The organism is Labrys sp. 22185, from assembly GCF_052045555.1.
Taxonomy (GTDB): domain Bacteria; phylum Pseudomonadota; class Alphaproteobacteria; order Rhizobiales; family Labraceae; genus Labrys; species Labrys neptuniae.
In genome coordinates this window covers 37,062-51,070 of sequence record NZ_JBQEPH010000026.1, presented here as the reverse complement: position 1 = coordinate 51,070, position 14,009 = coordinate 37,062, and the positions used below count along the sequence as shown (strand labels likewise).

General features: G+C 66.5%; 15 protein-coding genes. 10 read left to right on the top strand and 5 right to left on the bottom strand.

From position 1 onward, the window contains the following. Positions 1 to 6: 6 nt before the first annotated feature. Positions 7 to 1,326 (bottom strand): 4-aminobutyrate--2-oxoglutarate transaminase, encoded by a 1,320-nt coding sequence (gene gabT / locus ACTJKX_RS30465; RefSeq protein WP_440727554.1) that lies wholly within the window; start codon positions 1,324 to 1,326, stop codon positions 7 to 9. 322 nt (positions 1,327 to 1,648) lie between these two features. On the opposite strand from gabT, the gene ACTJKX_RS30460 reads away from it, so the two are divergent. Together ACTJKX_RS30460 and ACTJKX_RS30455 are read left to right on the top strand one after the other, a co-directional pair. Then, the gene (locus ACTJKX_RS30460; protein WP_440727553.1) at positions 1,649 to 2,632 is read left to right on the top strand and encodes a LysR substrate-binding domain-containing protein; all 984 of its coding nucleotides are present in this window, start codon (positions 1,649 to 1,651) and stop codon (positions 2,630 to 2,632) included. A 180-nt stretch (positions 2,633 to 2,812) separates the two neighbouring features. Then, positions 2,813 to 3,901, top strand: coding sequence for a cell wall hydrolase (locus tag ACTJKX_RS30455; RefSeq protein WP_376717606.1), 1,089 nt, complete (start codon positions 2,813 to 2,815; stop codon positions 3,899 to 3,901). A gap of 115 nt (positions 3,902 to 4,016) precedes the next feature. Here the strand turns inward: ACTJKX_RS30455 and ACTJKX_RS30450 are convergent, their stop codons facing one another. Together ACTJKX_RS30450 and nthA are read right to left on the bottom strand one after the other, a co-directional pair. Next, the gene (locus ACTJKX_RS30450; RefSeq protein ID WP_440727552.1) at positions 4,017 to 4,832 is read right to left on the bottom strand and encodes a phosphate/phosphite/phosphonate ABC transporter substrate-binding protein; all 816 of its coding nucleotides are present in this window, start codon (positions 4,830 to 4,832) and stop codon (positions 4,017 to 4,019) included. A 123-nt stretch (positions 4,833 to 4,955) separates the two neighbouring features. Then, a complete protein-coding gene (gene nthA, locus ACTJKX_RS30445) occupies positions 4,956 to 5,594 on the bottom strand; it encodes a nitrile hydratase subunit alpha (RefSeq protein WP_367625372.1) in 639 nt (212 codons plus the stop codon). A gap of 222 nt (positions 5,595 to 5,816) precedes the next feature. On the opposite strand from nthA, the gene ACTJKX_RS30440 reads away from it, so the two are divergent. From ACTJKX_RS30440 to ACTJKX_RS30430, 3 genes are all read left to right on the top strand, one after another. Then, positions 5,817 to 6,107, top strand: coding sequence for a YggT family protein (locus ACTJKX_RS30440; protein ID WP_068293246.1), 291 nt, complete (start codon positions 5,817 to 5,819; stop codon positions 6,105 to 6,107). Between the two features lie 56 nt (positions 6,108 to 6,163). Beyond that, complete coding sequence (locus ACTJKX_RS30435) at positions 6,164 to 6,433, top strand: DUF167 family protein (RefSeq protein ID WP_437178690.1); 270 nt, start codon at positions 6,164 to 6,166, stop codon at positions 6,431 to 6,433. A 72-nt stretch (positions 6,434 to 6,505) separates the two neighbouring features. Further along, the gene (locus ACTJKX_RS30430) at positions 6,506 to 6,838 is read left to right on the top strand and encodes a hypothetical protein (protein ID WP_311933044.1); all 333 of its coding nucleotides are present in this window, start codon (positions 6,506 to 6,508) and stop codon (positions 6,836 to 6,838) included. A gap of 33 nt (positions 6,839 to 6,871) precedes the next feature. Here ACTJKX_RS30430 and tesB read toward each other — a convergent pair whose 3' ends face one another. Next, positions 6,872 to 7,744, bottom strand: a complete 873-nt coding sequence (tesB, locus tag ACTJKX_RS30425; RefSeq protein WP_367625374.1) for an acyl-CoA thioesterase II — start codon at positions 7,742 to 7,744, stop codon at positions 6,872 to 6,874. 164 nt (positions 7,745 to 7,908) lie between these two features. On the opposite strand from tesB, the gene ACTJKX_RS30420 reads away from it, so the two are divergent. The 3 genes from ACTJKX_RS30420 (at position 7,909) to ACTJKX_RS30410 (ending at position 10,515) form a co-directional block, all read left to right on the top strand. Further along, positions 7,909 to 9,123, top strand: a complete 1,215-nt coding sequence (locus tag ACTJKX_RS30420) for a ubiquinone biosynthesis hydroxylase (RefSeq protein WP_440727551.1) — start codon at positions 7,909 to 7,911, stop codon at positions 9,121 to 9,123. Positions 9,124 to 9,229: 106 nt separating this feature from the next. Then, on the top strand, positions 9,230 to 9,841 hold the full coding sequence (locus tag ACTJKX_RS30415; RefSeq protein WP_440727550.1) for an SDR family NAD(P)-dependent oxidoreductase: 612 nt from the start codon (positions 9,230 to 9,232) through the stop codon (positions 9,839 to 9,841). 341 nt (positions 9,842 to 10,182) lie between these two features. Then, entirely contained in the window at positions 10,183 to 10,515 is a 333-nt protein-coding gene (locus tag ACTJKX_RS30410; protein WP_367625377.1) for a hypothetical protein, read from the top strand. A gap of 3 nt (positions 10,516 to 10,518) precedes the next feature. Here the strand turns inward: ACTJKX_RS30410 and ACTJKX_RS30405 are convergent, their stop codons facing one another. Continuing rightward, positions 10,519 to 11,385, bottom strand: coding sequence for a LysR substrate-binding domain-containing protein (locus ACTJKX_RS30405; RefSeq protein WP_311944409.1), 867 nt, complete (start codon positions 11,383 to 11,385; stop codon positions 10,519 to 10,521). 210 nt (positions 11,386 to 11,595) lie between these two features. On the opposite strand from ACTJKX_RS30405, the gene ACTJKX_RS30400 reads away from it, so the two are divergent. Together ACTJKX_RS30400 and ACTJKX_RS30395 are read left to right on the top strand one after the other, a co-directional pair. Beyond that, positions 11,596 to 12,513, top strand: a complete 918-nt coding sequence (locus ACTJKX_RS30400; protein ID WP_440727549.1) for a DMT family transporter — start codon at positions 11,596 to 11,598, stop codon at positions 12,511 to 12,513. Between the two features lie 156 nt (positions 12,514 to 12,669). Next, the gene (locus tag ACTJKX_RS30395) at positions 12,670 to 13,992 is read left to right on the top strand and encodes an alpha/beta fold hydrolase (RefSeq protein WP_440727548.1); all 1,323 of its coding nucleotides are present in this window, start codon (positions 12,670 to 12,672) and stop codon (positions 13,990 to 13,992) included. Positions 13,993 to 14,009: the final 17 nt, after the last annotated feature.

The window sequence follows — 14,009 nt, the reverse complement described above, 5'->3', positions numbered from 1 at the left end:
CCGAGTTTACTTCTGCCCGAGCAGGGCGGCTTCGAGGATGTCGAGGCCTTCCTTGAGCACCTTGGGCTGGATGGTGAGCGGGGCGAGCAGGCGCACCGTTTCGCCATAGACGCCGCAGGTGAGGATCATCAGGCCGCGCTCGAGGCACTCGGCCGCCAGGGCCTTGGCCGCGGCGGGATCGGGCTCGTTGCCCCCATGGCTGGTGACGAGCTCGAACGCCGTCATGCCGCCCAGGCCGCGGATATCGCCGATCGGGCGCCCGGTCTTCTTGCGCTTGATGGCCTTGAGGCGCTTGAGGATGAGCTCGCCCTGCTTGGCCGACTTGTCCAGCAGGTCCTCGGCCTCGAAGGCTTCGAACACGCCAAGCGCGGCGGCACAGGCCACCGGGTTGCCGGCATAGGTGCCGCCGAGGCCGCCGGGCTCCGGTGCATCCATGATATCGGCCTTGCCGACGATGCCGGCGAGCGGGAAGCCACCGGCCAGGCTCTTGGCGGTGGTGATCAGGTCGGGCTCGACGCCGGAATGCTCCATGGCGAACCACTTGCCGGTCCGGCCGAAGCCGGTCTGGATCTCGTCGGCGACCAGCAGGATGCCGTGCTCGTCGCACAGGGCGCGCAGGCGCTTGAGGAATTCCGGCGAGGCGATGTAGAAGCCGCCTTCACCCTGCACCGGCTCGATCACGATGGCGGCGACGTTCTTGGGATCGACATCCGTCTTGAACAGCCACTTCAGCGCTTCGAAGGTGTCCTCGACCGAAATGCCCTTGTGCTCGATCGGATAGGGCACGCGCCAGACCCCGCCCGGGAAGGGGCCGAACTTGGTCTTGTAGGGCACGACCTTGCCGGTCATCGCCATCGCCAGCAGGGTACGACCATGGAAGGCGCCGTTGAAGACGACCACGTCGGAACGGCCGGTATGGGCACGGGCGATCTTGATGGCGTTCTCGACCGCCTCGGCGCCGGTGGTGACCAGCATCACCTTCTTGGGACCGGAGATCGGCGCGATCTCGATGAGCTTTTCGGCGACCTGCACGGCCGGCTCATAGGGCGTGACCATCAGGCAGGTATGGGTGTACTTGTCGAGCTGCTCCTGCACCCGCTTCATCACGGTCGGGTGGCGATGGCCGGTGTTGAGCACGGCGATGCCGCCGCCGAAATCGATGAAGCGGCGGCCTTCCACGTCCCAGATCTCGGAGTTCTTGGCCTTGGCGGCGAAAACCGGCTGGCCCGCGCTCATGCCGCGCGTGAAGACGCTGGCGCGCCTTTCCAGAAGGTCCTCCGTCTGGGTGCGGTTGGCGCCATGCGCCTTGGTGGCGGGTGCATTCATGGATCGAACTCCGATTGCTTGATCAATGCGCTGTGGGCGCATGCTATGGCGCTGTGCGACCGGCTCGTCAATCTCCGTGCGGGACCATCGACGGGCTGTTGTCCGATCGGTTCGGAGCCTTTCCGTGACGACGCTCTTGGATTGCGGCTGATCAGGCGCTTGGCTGGAATCCTGCCACGTCTTGCCGCGAGGCGGCAGGTGCTTTATGCCTGCCGCGGTGGTGCGAATTTGTAACCACTGAAGCCTCGAGGCACCAGTCACCCCGCGGATTGCCACAAGCGGGGCTGCGGAACGGGTTTGGGTATGGGAAGGGCGCGGCGCAATGGCGGGTCCAGCCGACAGGCCTTCGAGCGAAGCTGCATCCAGCGCCGAGGAGGAGGATGCCGGCGATGGCGCCGTGTCGGCCTTCGGCGGCCGGCTGCCGCCCTTGTCCATGCTCCGGGCCTTCGAGGCGGTCGGGCGCTTTTCATCCATGCGCAAGGCCGGCGAAGCGCTCGGTGTCAGCCATACCGTGGTGTCCCGGCATGTGCGCCACCTGGAAGCCTGGTTCGATCTTCAGCTTGTCACCTCCGGGGCGCGTGGCGTCAAGCTGACTAAGGCCGGTGCCCGGCTGTTCGAAGTGACGACCGCGGCTTTCGGCCAGCTCGCCGAAGTCACCATGGAGCTGCGGCCGGCCCAGCGCCTGCGCGGCCAGTTGCGACTGTGGTGTGCGCCGGGCCTGGCGGCCCGCTGGCTCACGCCGCGGCTCGATGCCCTGCAGGCCGTGCTGCGGGATACGATCATTGTGGTACGCGCGACTTCGGACCAGCCCGATTTCGCCCGGCATGAAGCGGATGCCGCCATCATCTTCGCCGAGGAGGCGCCGGCATCGCCCGTGACGGCTGCGCTGCTCCAGCGCGTGCGCATCTTTCCCGTCGCCAGCCCGGCCTGGCTGGCGACGCAGGCGCCGATTGCGAGCCTCGCCGATCTTGCCGGCCAGAAGCTCATTCATGAAGACAATGCCAGCCAATGGCATCGCTTCTTCCGTCTTGCCGGCTACCGGGCGGCGACGCTGAAGGGGCCGTGGCTGTGGTCGGCTTCATCAACCCATGATGCGGCCCTGGCGGGCCAGGGGGTGGCGCTGTCGACCAGTTTGCAAGCCGACGGAGACATTGCGGCGGGACGGCTGGTCGAGCTCCTCGGCACCGACGTCTCGCTCGGCAGCTATTGGCTGATTGCGCCCGAAGCGCGCTGGCGCCATCGCACCATATCGACCCTGCTCAAATGGTTGCGCCAGGAGATCGGCGAGCGGGCACCCAGCGCTTGAGCATGTTAACCAAAGGGCGCTTCCGACCCCCCAAAAGTGTTGCAAATCGGGCACGGCTGGCAAGATTCGGGTAACCATCCCGTTAAAAAGACACCCGTATGGAGAAGTTTTGCAGGCTCGTTGCAATTCCGCCACAAAAATGATTACCGGTCGTTAACTTTCTCAACGCACAACGAGCGCATGAAGACACGAACCCTCACATCTGCCCTGCGTTTCCTCGCGATTGCGGCGGTCACCTCGGCTCTTGGCGGCTGCGCCCTCTTTTCGACCTCGCGTGTGGCCAGCACCACGAATGAGCGTGAGTGTCTGGCCCGTGCCATGTATTTCGAATCCAACCGCTCCAGCGACGACGGCATGCTCGCCGTCGGCACGGTGGTGATGAACCGCGTCGAGTCCGGCAAATATCCGCGCTCGATCTGCGGCACGGTTGGCCAGCGTGTGCAGTTCGCCCCGGGCGTGCTGACCAAGAAGATGAACGATTCCGGCCGCGAGCGCGCCTTCCGCATCGCCGATGCGGTGATCAGTGGCAAGCGCTATCCCGGCATGTCGAAGAACGTGCATTTCTTCCATACGGCCGGCTACACCTATCCCTATAACAACATGCATTATGTGGCCGTTGCCGGCGGCAATGCCTTCTACGAGAAGCGCCGCCGCGGTGGCGATGCGCCTTCCGCTCCGCCGGTGATGGTGGCCCAGGCCGAGATGCCGCCGCTGCCGACGACGGTGGCCGCTGCCGAGCCTATGCCCTCGCCGCAGCCGCGCAGATATTCGCGGCCTGCCACCCGGCCTCTGCCGACCGTGGCCTATCAGGATGCCGCTCCGCAGGCCGATCCGGTCATCGACATCCTGCCTCCGACCCGTCCCCGTTTGAGCCCGGCCAAGCGCCGCGCCGTGCCTGACGTGCAGGTTGCCCAGAATGATCCGGATGCCGGCATGGTGCCGGAGGCATTGCCGCCGGTGCGTCCGCGCGGTTCCGTCGGCAAGGTGCATCTGGGCGCAGCCCAGCAGGATGGTTCCCACATCGCTTTGCCGCCGGCCCGTGGCAACGCGCAGCCGCAGTTCAACTTCCAGCAGGGACCGTCCGGTGTCGAGGCATCGGCGCCTGTGGCCAAGCCGCGGCGGCCCATGGTCGCCCAGTCGCGTACCGTACCGACGGTGCGCATCCAGCCCGAGACCGTACAGGCGGATATGGGCGGCATGCCTGAGCCGGCACCCCAGCCCAGGACCAACAAGAGGCGTTCGAGCCTGGAACCGGAACCACTGTACTGATCGGCTTGCATCAGAGATGACGCCCTTCCGGATTTACGGGAGGGCATTCGAAGGGCGGATGAGGGGGTCTCTCCGCCCTTTTTCTTTGCCTGGATTCGAGTGAAGGGGCCTGCGCTCAGGCGATGGCGGCGTAGCCCTGTTCGCGGGCTTCGCGGTCCCAGGCCAGCGTCCTGTCGAAATCGGCCTGCTCCACCGGCGCGAAGCCGTTGAGCCGAAGCGCTTCGCCGAGCGGGGCGAACCAGGGCTGGTGATGGGCGGCGGCGAAGGCGGCCTTGAGCCGCACGATCGTCTCTGCGGGCAAGCCGGGAGCCGCCACGAAGGAGGGGATCGGCGCCAGGCCGGTCGAGCCGATCACGCGGATGCCCTCGGTGAGGTCGGGGCGATAGGCGCGGATCAGTTCATGCCAATAGCCGTCCAGCGGGCCGACATCGATCTCGCCGGCCAGCACCTTGTCGAGGATGCCGCGCGCGGTGACGAGATTGCCGACGACCTCCCGGTAGAGTGCCGGGCGATCGGGGGAGCGATGCGGCAGCAGGTGATGGCGCAATGCGTTGAAGCCGGAGTGGGAATGCTCGACGGTCCAGCCGATGCGATGGCCGAACGTATCCTCGAGGCGCTGGAAGGGACTGTCGGCCTTCACGATCAGGTCGGAGCGGTAAAGCGGCTTGCCGCCCGCCCATGCGGCGGCCGGAATGGGCGCCGCGATCGGGATCACCTCCGAGAGCTGGAAGGCGATCGGATAGCCGCACATGAAGACGCAGCCGAGATCGTCACGCTCCCACAGCACTTCCAGGGGCTGCGGCGCGGGATAGGGCTCGTAGTCGAAGGCCACGCCGGCGCTCGCCATCACATGGCCGAGCAGGGTCTTCCAATGGTCCTCTACCTCCGGCGTGACCGAGTACATGCGGGCATTGGCGATGAAGCGGGCCATGGGCTTTAGAATCCTTCGAAAACGGATGGATTGTCATCCCCGGCGAGGCCCCTTCCCCTCGCGCTCTCTCGCTATGCTGGCGAGTGGCTCGGTCGGGGATGACAAGGTGCGTGTTGATGGCTCTCACAGCCCGCCGGGCTGGATGGCGAGGCCGGTGCCGATCATGGCATCGCGGGTGACGAGCTGCGCCAGCGCCATTTCGCTCCAGCCCTTGGTGCCGTCGGGCCGCTGGGGCAGCACAAGATAGCGCAACTCCGCGGTCGAGTCCCAGACCTGGATTTCGGTATCGGGCGGCAGGGTGACGCCGAACTCGGCGAGCACCCCGCGCGGATCGATCACGGCGCGCGAGCGATAGGGCGCGGATTTGTACCAGACCGGCGGCAGGCCGAGCACGGACCAGGGATAGCAGGAGCACAGGGTGCAGACGATAAGGTTGTGAACCCCCGGCTTGTTCTCGACCACCTTCATATGTTCGCCCTGCCGGCCCGAATAGCCGAGCGAGGCGATCGCCGCAGTGGCGTCCTCCAGCAGCCAGGCCCGGAATTCCTCGTCCCGCCAGGCATGGGCGACGACATGGGCGCCGTTGCGGGGGCCGACCTTGTTCTCATAGGTATCGATGAAGACGTCGAGGGCCGCCGGGTCGACATAGCCCTTCTCGACCAGCACGGTTTCGAGCTTCTTCACCCGCTCGGCCATGGGGGAGGGCGGCGCGCCATGATGATGGTCGTCGTCATGGTCGTGGTCGTGATCATGCGTGCTCATGGCGAATGTGTCGCAGAGATCGCGGTGAGAGGCAATGGCGCGATGTCCGCGGTCCCAGCCGGTTGCGCTCCCGACGCGAACCCGGTCAGGCTTGCGGGGGTGACGCCGCGGCTGGGCCGCGGCCGTCTCGTCCGCCTCTTCTGGATCCCCCACACTTGCGGTGCACCGTCCCGGTCGCTAGATCAGGGCAGGTGTGAATGGCCCGGAAGGCTTGGAGACCCGATGCGCGCGATCCTCGACATCATCCTCATCCTGCTGCAGCTCTATATCTATATCGTGCTGGCTTCCGTGGTGTTTTCATACCTGGTGGCATTCAACGTGGTCAGCCGGCGCAATCCCACGGTGGCAGCGATCGGCGATGCCCTCTATCGCCTGACGGAACCGGTGTTCGCGCCGATCCGGCGCCGCCTGCCCGATTTCGGCAGCATCGACTTCTCGCCCTTCGTGGCGATCCTGATCGCGATCTTCATCGAACGGATCATCGCCTACTACATCTATCCCTACGTGCCTTGAGCGCTTCAGATCCTGGCGCCCCCTGGCGAATCACGCCGGACGGGCTGCTCGTCGCGATGCGCCTGACGCCGCGCGGCGGCAGGGATGCGCTCGGCAGCGTGGAGACCCTGGCGGATGGCCGTGCCGTGCTGACGGCGAAGGTACGCGCCGTGCCTGCCGACGGCGAGGCCAACCAGGCCTTGGTGAAGCTGGTGGCCAAGGCCCTGGGGGTATCCGCGAGCCGTGTATCGATCAGGCAGGGGGCGACCAGCCGGATCAAGATGGTGCTGGTGGAAGGCGAGGGGGCCGTACTGGAACGATCCATTCTCGCCGTGATGGGCCGGTAGCCGCGGAACAAACGTCCTCACCTTGCGTTAACCAGGGCAATTTTGCTGGAGCAAGAGTGGGGAACTGGCCATATGGCGATGATTTTGCGTTCACTTCTGGCCGCGGGCGGAATGATGCTGGCGCTCGACGCCCGGGCGGCCGAGGCCCCCGAAGTGGCGGCCTGCAAGGCAAGCGGCCTGCTGGCGCTCCAGCAGAAATCGCCTGACGTCGCCGATCTCGTCATCGACCAGGAGAGCATTGCGGTCTCGGCGGCGGACACCAAGGTCGGCGACGTGCCGGTCAAGGCCGTCGTGCTCGGCGAGGCCTATATCAAGCGTGCCAAGGAGACGGGCCGGCCCGACCGCTTCGTCTGCCTGATCGGCGAGAAGGGCAAGGTGCTCCTGACCTTCTTCACGGCGAAATAGCGGCGCGGCCCAGGCGCCTCCCGGCGCGACGCCTCAGGCCGGCGGCTTGTCCCAGCGCTTGCGGATCAGGCCTTCCTGGGCCACCGAGGCGATCAGGCGGCCCTCCTGCCAGATCTCGCCGCGGGCAAAGCCGCGGGCACCGCCGGTGAACGGGCTCTCCTGGGCGTAAAGCAGCCACTCGTCCATCTTGAACGGAGCATGGAACCACATGGCGTGATCGATCGACGCCGGCTGCACGTCGGGATCGAACACGCTCTTGCCATGAGCGACGAGCGTGGTGTCGAGCAGGGTCATGTCGGTGGTGTAGGCCAGCACGGCCTCGTGCAGGGCCCGGTCGTCGGGCAGCCTGCGGGCAGCGCGGATCCAGATATATTGCCGGGGTTCGCGGGGCGTGCGGGCGGTGTAGCGCTTCATGTCCACCGGCCTGAGCTCGATCGGGCGCTCGCGCTCCCAATAGTCGCGGACGACCTTGGGCAGATGGCCGAGGAACTGGTCCTTGAGCTCGGCGAGCGAGGGCAATTGGTCCGGGGTGGGCACGTCGGGCATGGTGGCCTGGTGGTGCCAGCCCTCCTCGGGGCGATGGTAGGAACAGGAAAGCGAGAAGATCGGCTGGCCATGCTGGATGGCGATGGCGCGGCGGGTGGTGAAGCTCTTGCCGTCGCGCAGCCGGTCGACCTGGTAGATGATCGGCACGGCTGGATCGCCAGGCCTCAGGAAATAGCCATGCAGCGAATGGACATGGCGGTCGGGCTCGACGGTACGAGTTGCCGCCACCAGGGCCTGGCTGATCACCAGGCCGCCAAAAACGCGCTGCCAGCCGCCCTGCGGGCTCGTGCCGCGGTAAAGATTGTGTTCGAGCTGTTCGAGATCGAGTATCGAGATGAGATTCGCAAAGGGATCGGACATGAAGCTTTCCTTGATGGAAGGCAGAGCAGCGACCCTTCCTAGAGCAAAGCGCGTTTTGGTAGAAACGCCCTTACTCTAGCTCTTTGGTTGGACGCGTCTTTGCGATTCGAGGTGATTCCGTCAAATCGCAAAACGCTTTGGAAAGTCAAGCGTGGGGTTCGGACATGGCCAGCAAAGCCGATATTGTCATCGCCGGAGGCGGGTTTGCCGGCCTCGGTCTCGCCCTGGCGCTGAAGACCGAACTCGGTGCGGGCTTTTCGGTCGTCATCGTCGATCCCATGCTGGGCAAGGGACCCTCGCGCGACCCGCGTTCCTCCTCGATTGCCACCGGCGCCCGGCGCTTCCTGGAAAAGCTCGGCGTCTGGGAGGCGGTGGCCGACGAGGCCCAGCCGATCCTCGACATGGTGATCACCGATTCCAAGCTCGACGATCCGATCCGGCCGAGCTTCCTGTCCTTCGCCGGCGATGTCGAGCCGGGCGAGCCCTTCGGCCACATGGTGGAGAACCGGCTGCTGCTCGATGCCCTGGTGGCGCGGGCCGAAGCCCTTGGCATCGAATTGCGTGGGCAGGGGGCTTCCGTCAGCCGCTACAAGCTCACGGAGGACGGCATCACCGCCGAACTGCCCTCGGGCGACGACATCGCCACGCAATTGCTGGCGGCGGCCGATGGCGGGCGCTCGCGCCTGCGCGAGCAGGCCGGCATCGCCATGCATGGCTGGGACTATGGCCAGTCCGGCATCGTCACCACCGTCGAGCATGAGCTCGACCATGAAGGGCGGGCGGAGGAGCATTTCCTGCCGGCCGGTCCCTTCGCCATCCTGCCACTGACGGGCCGGCGCTCCTCCCTGGTCTGGACCGAGAGGACCGAGGAGGCGGCCCGCATCCTCGGCCTCGACGATGCCGGCTTCCATGCCGAGCTGGAGCGCCGCTTCGGCCTCAAGCTCGGCGAGCTCAAGGTGATCGGGCCACGCGCCGCCTTCCCGCTGTCGATGCGCATCGCCCGCAGTTTCATCGCCGACCGGCTGGCGCTGGTCGGCGATGCCGCCCACATCATCCATCCCATCGCCGGACAGGGCCTCAATATGGGCATCCGCGATGCGGCCGCTCTGGCCGAATGCGTGGTGGATGCGGCGGCTCTCGGGCTGGATATCGGCAGCCCGGATGTGCTGGAGCGCTATCAGCGCTGGCGGCGCTTCGACACCGTTTCGATGGGCATCGCCACCGACGGCCTGAACCGGCTGTTCTCCAACGACCACGACGCCATCCGCCTGGTGCGCGATGTCGGTCTCGGCCTGGTCGAGCGCTTTCCGGCGGCCAAGCGGCTGTTCATCCGGGAAGCCACCGGCCTGACCGGCACGGTGCCGCGCCTGATGCGCTGAGGGATGGAGCGCGGACGTCTTGTCCGCCCTTGCAGGAGCGGACAAGATGTCCGCGCTCCACACGCCACTCTGACACTGTCGCGCTTCGAGCGTGAATGAGGCTCGCATGGATCTGGAATTCGCCGGCAAGGTCGTTGCCCTGACGGGTGCTTCGCGAGGTGTCGGGCGGGCCATCGCCGAGCGCCTGGCGGCGGAGGGCGCGGCGGTGGCGATCGCGGCGCGGTCGGCGCAGGAACTGGCCGAGGCCCATGCCGTGATCGAAGGCCACGGCGGACGCTGCCTGGCCTATGCCTGCGACCTTTCCGTGCCGGGCGAGGCGGCCGCCTTCATCGCTGCCGTGATCGAGATCTTCGGGCGCCTGGACGGTCTGGTCTGCAACGCGACCATGGCGGCGGGGCAGGAGCGCGAGGGGCAGGAACGGGAGGCCTGGCAGGCGGGGCTGGCGCTCAATCTCGGCCATGCGGTCGAGGCCCTCCAGGCGGCGTTGCCGGTGCTGGCCGCACCGGGCAGTATCGTTCTCGTGGCGCCAAAATCGGGGGATGACTGGCCGGGGGCGGCATGCCGCGGCGGGCTGGAAGCCGTTATCGGCCACTTCGCAAGCAAGGCCGCCGGCCGCATCAATCTGATCGGCAAGGACGGCGAAGCACTTGCCGACAGCGTCGCTTTTCTGCTGTCTGCCCGCGCCGTTGCGATCAATGGCGCCATGTTGGGCGCCTGAGGCGGCAATAGCACCTGCGATATCGGGTTCATTGGGGCCTGCCGGCCGCCAGGGCAGCTCTATGGTGCCCTTCGTTTCGCCGAAAGGCGGCGGTGCCGGGACGCACGAAAACGTAGCGAAACGAAGAATTGGAGCCAGGTGTGTTCCCGCCTAAACACATCTTTGCTTCAGTGCATCAGGACGCCTTGACAATGATTCTGGGGCAGGAGTAACCGTAGCGGGAATGAACGGGAGCAGAAAACTTCGATTCATTGTCATGTCGAACTTAATCTGAATGCCTATTCGATAATGACGGATCGGATTTGATATTAAAGTCGCCTATCAATGCTGCGGTAAAAGAAATGAAAAATATAAATACGAAGATTTATGCTTTTGGATCAGTTGTGTTGATAGGCCTGACGCTTTCTACATCGGCTTTTGCAGATGGGACGGTGACGGTGGTCAATCGTAATTCGGGCCGTTCCATTCAGGAAGTCTTCTTTGCCAATGCTGGCGAAAGTGATCCCTGGCAGCCTGCCGATCTGGCGTCTCCCGTCGCGCCGCAGAGCTCGAAAGTGCTGAACATGAGCGGGTCCAACTGCTTCTTCGACATCAAGGTCCGGTTCAGCGACGGCTACGAGGCCACCTTCACGAATGTGAATGTCTGCCGCGACGACCGCGTCCTGGCAGACTGACGTCTACGCAGCCAGCGCTTCCTGCTGCAGCACGGTTTCGCGCAGGAAGGTGGCGAAGCGCTTGGTGGCGACGCTGGCATTGGCGGGCACGACCAGGGCGATGTCGAGATGCGGCAGCTCCGGAAAGCCTTCCTCCTCGCCCAGGCGCCGCCATTCCTTGGGAATGGAGGAAATGCCGAGAATGGTGACCGCCATGCCGGCATTCACGGCCGAATGGATGCCGGGCATGTGGCTGGACGTGTAGGCGATGCGCCAGGGCTTGCCCATGGCGTCGAGGGCCGCGAGCGCATCGGGCCGGCAGCGGCAGCCTTCGGGAAACATCGCGAGCGGCAGGGGATCGATCAGTTCGGGCCGGTGATCGCGCGCCGCGCACCAGGCGCGTGGCTCGCGGCGCAGCACCTCGCCGAGCGGGCGGGCGGGATCCTGGGTGATGATGGCCAGATCCACCTCGCCGCGCTCCAGCATGGGCTCGAGGCGGAAGGAGAGGTCGCAGCGCATTTCCAGCTGCACGCGCGGGAAGCGGCGGGAGAAGGCGCCGATCAGCGGCGACACCATCATGTCGACGAAGTCGTCGGGCACGGCCAAGCGCACCCGGCCGGCGGCCTCGTCGCCACCGATGGCGGCGAGCGCCTCGTCCTCCAGGCTGAGGATGCGGCGGGCGTAGCCGATCAGGATCTCGCCGGCGAAGGTCGGCGTGACGCCCTTGCGCGAGCGTTCCAGCAAGCGCTTGCCGATACGCGCTTCCATGCGCGAGACGATGACGCTGACGGCCGCCTGCGTCTTGCCGAGGGCATCGCCCGCCGCGGTGAAGCCGCCACGGTCGATGATGGTGACCAGCGTTTCCAGGCTGTCCGTATCGAAATGCCGCATCGGGATAGATCCATAAGGAAATGAAATCCTGCCATAAGATACATTCGTTTTCGCTTATGTGAAGCGCGGCTTATCCTGGCAGCAAGTGACGATCCGGAAACAATTGAAACACTGCCCTTGTCATGTCCGGCAATGACAAAGGTCGAGCCAATTCGATCCGTTCATCCGTCGACGAGTCCCAGTACACGAGTACCAGCTCCCGAGCCCGCCATGAGCGACATCGTTTCCACCCCGCGTCCGGCCAGCCTGCCCGCCCTCGATTCCGTCGGCCTGGGCGCCATGATCGCGTCCGTCCTGGCGATCGCCTGGTCGCCCATCCTGATCCGCTTCGCCGATGTCGCGCCGGCCGCCGCCGCCTTCTGGCGGCTGGTGTTCTCGCTGCCGGTGCTGTTCGTCTGGGCCGAGGCCGAGAGGCGGCGGGCCGGGCGCGGCAGCATGGCATCCCTGGTGACCCGGCCGGGCCTGCTAGCGGCCAGCCTCGCCGGCGTGGCCTTTGCCGCCGATCTCGCCTTCTACCATGCCGCTCTGCCGCTGACTTCGGTGGCCAATGCCAGCTTCATCTCGAACCTGGCGCCGGTGGCCTCTGTGGTCGCCGGCTTCGTGCTGCTGCGCGACCGCATCCGGCCGGCGGTGCTGGGGGCTCTCGCCATCGCCCTGGTCGGCGTCGCCATCACCAGCGGCGCCCATCGCACCGGCCTGACCATGGGCAGGGGCGATCTGCTGGCCCTCGGCGCGGCGCTCGCCTATGCCTTCTATCTCGTGGCGCTCAGGGTGGCGCGCAACACCCGCCTGGCCGCCGATGCCTCGCTGGTTTCCACCGTGGTCGCGTCCATCGGCCTCATCGCCATCGTGCTGGTCGAGGGCGGCCCCTTCCTGCCGCAGTCGCCGCAGGGCTGGGCCGTGGTCATCGGCCTCGGCCTGATCTGCCAGGTGCTCGGCCAGGGGCTGAGCGCGGTCGGCATCGGCCGGCTGCCCGCCGGCGTGGTGGCGATCATCCTGCTCTCGCACCCGGTGCTGTCGGCCATCATCGCCTATTTCGTCTTCGGCGAAGCCCTGAGCCTCGACCAGCTCGTCGGCGGCGTGCTGATCCTGGCCGCCGTGATGATGACGCGCATCAACATGAAGTGATGGGCCTACGCCCAATCGCGGACTCGACAGCACATCGAGCCGGGCATACCTTACCTTAGGTCGCGTCGACGCTCATGGATTGCAATCCGGTCCATGAGCGACGGTGCGGCCTGAGGCATGCGAAGCGGTGGGCCGTTGCATGCTGTTAGGTGATGCATGCGTTTGTTCCTAGCCCTGTCCGCCCTGATGATCCTCGCGCAACTGCCGGCCGCCGCGCAGGCCGCCGCCCCGCAGGACGTCGAGGACCCCATCTTCGACGATGTCAAACTCTACCGGCCCGCCGACAAGCCGGCCAACGTCATCGTGCTGCTGTCCGACGCCGACGGCTTCGGCCGCGACGAGGACACCCTCGCCAGCGAATTCCGCCAGCGCGGCGATTTGGTGATCGGCCTCGACTGGCCGACCGCGCGGCGCACAGCCGGCGGCCGCCGCCGCATGACCTGCCCCGAGCTCGCCGGCCATATCGAGGACACCACGCTGCGCATCGAGCGCGAGCAGGCGATCGCGCCCTATGTCACGCCCGTGCTGGCCGGGGCTGGCCTCGGCCGCGATGCCGCGCGCTCCCTGGCCCTGCAGGCCGACAGCCATCGCATCGCCGGGGTGATCGCGGTTCATACCACCACGATGAGGCCCGACACGATCTCGGCCTGCGCCATCGACAAGGCGGCCCTGGCCAGCGCCGACGTCTCGGCGGCGACCACCGCCAGTTTCATGGCCCTGCGGGAAATCGAGGATGGCGACGAGAGCGCCGCCGAGGAGGCGGCCGAGGCCCTCGGCAAGGATGCCGGCCCGCATGGCCCGGGGGATCTCTCCGACCTGCCGCTCTATGTCTCCGAGCCCGCCGAGCCGGCGCATCGGCTCGCGGTGGTGCTGACGGGGGATGGCGGCATGGGCCAGCTCAACGTCGACCTCGCCACGGCGCTGACCCGGCGCGGGGTCGGCGTGGTCACCATCGATTCCAGGCGCTATTTCTGGGCCAAGCGCGATCCCGACGAAGTCGCCGCCGATCTCAAGCGCATCATCAAGCACTACCGCGCCGCCTGGCCGGTCGATCGGGTGGCCCTGGTCGGCTATTCCTTCGGCGGCGACGCGCTGCCGCTGGTCTATAACCGCCTGCCCAAGCGCATCAAGAGCATCGTCTCGGTGGTCTCCCTCTTGTCGATCGCGCCGGCGACCGACATGCGGGTCGAGCTGAGCGACGACGACTATCCCAACGAGATCGCGCTCCTGCCCGAGGCGGCGCGCATCGACGCGCCCAATGTCCAGTGCATCTACGGCCAGGAAGACCGCATGGCCGCCCTGGCCTGCCCGGCCCTGGCCAAGGCCCGGCCGGATTTCGCCATCCTGCGCGAGGCCGGCGGCCACGGCTTCAGCGGCGATGCCGAAAGGCTGGCCGACATCATCGTCGCGCCCCTGCTCTCCGCCGATCCGGTGCCGCGCCAGGCGAAAGCCGGCATCGGCGCCAATCACGGGCATTGAGGGTGGGTCTGGGAGCG

Excerpts from the sequence above, each read along its gene's own strand:
- nthA (WP_367625372.1), bottom strand. The coding sequence starts at position 5,594 with ATGAGCACGCATGATCACGACCACGACCATGACGACGACCATCATCAT.
- ACTJKX_RS30435 (WP_437178690.1), top strand. The coding sequence starts at position 6,164 with ATGCGCCTGACGCCGCGCGGCGGCAGGGATGCGCTCGGCAGCGTGGAG.
- ACTJKX_RS30410 (WP_367625377.1), top strand. The coding sequence starts at position 10,183 with ATGAAAAATATAAATACGAAGATTTATGCTTTTGGATCAGTTGTGTTG.
- gabT (WP_440727554.1), bottom strand. The coding sequence starts at position 1,326 with ATGAATGCACCCGCCACCAAGGCGCATGGCGCCAACCGCACCCAGACG.
- ACTJKX_RS30450 (WP_440727552.1), bottom strand. The coding sequence starts at position 4,832 with ATGGCCCGCTTCATCGCCAATGCCCGCATGTACTCGGTCACGCCGGAG.
- tesB (WP_367625374.1), bottom strand. The coding sequence starts at position 7,744 with ATGTCCGATCCCTTTGCGAATCTCATCTCGATACTCGATCTCGAACAG.
- ACTJKX_RS30395 (WP_440727548.1), top strand. The coding sequence starts at position 12,670 with ATGCGTTTGTTCCTAGCCCTGTCCGCCCTGATGATCCTCGCGCAACTG.
- ACTJKX_RS30455 (WP_376717606.1), top strand. The coding sequence starts at position 2,813 with ATGAAGACACGAACCCTCACATCTGCCCTGCGTTTCCTCGCGATTGCG.
- ACTJKX_RS30430 (WP_311933044.1), top strand. The coding sequence starts at position 6,506 with ATGGCGATGATTTTGCGTTCACTTCTGGCCGCGGGCGGAATGATGCTG.
- ACTJKX_RS30460 (WP_440727553.1), top strand. The coding sequence starts at position 1,649 with ATGGCGGGTCCAGCCGACAGGCCTTCGAGCGAAGCTGCATCCAGCGCC.
- ACTJKX_RS30400 (WP_440727549.1), top strand. The coding sequence starts at position 11,596 with ATGAGCGACATCGTTTCCACCCCGCGTCCGGCCAGCCTGCCCGCCCTC.
- ACTJKX_RS30420 (WP_440727551.1), top strand. The coding sequence starts at position 7,909 with ATGGCCAGCAAAGCCGATATTGTCATCGCCGGAGGCGGGTTTGCCGGC.
- ACTJKX_RS30405 (WP_311944409.1), bottom strand. The coding sequence starts at position 11,385 with ATGCGGCATTTCGATACGGACAGCCTGGAAACGCTGGTCACCATCATC.
- ACTJKX_RS30440 (WP_068293246.1), top strand. The coding sequence starts at position 5,817 with ATGCGCGCGATCCTCGACATCATCCTCATCCTGCTGCAGCTCTATATC.
- ACTJKX_RS30415 (WP_440727550.1), top strand. The coding sequence starts at position 9,230 with ATGGATCTGGAATTCGCCGGCAAGGTCGTTGCCCTGACGGGTGCTTCG.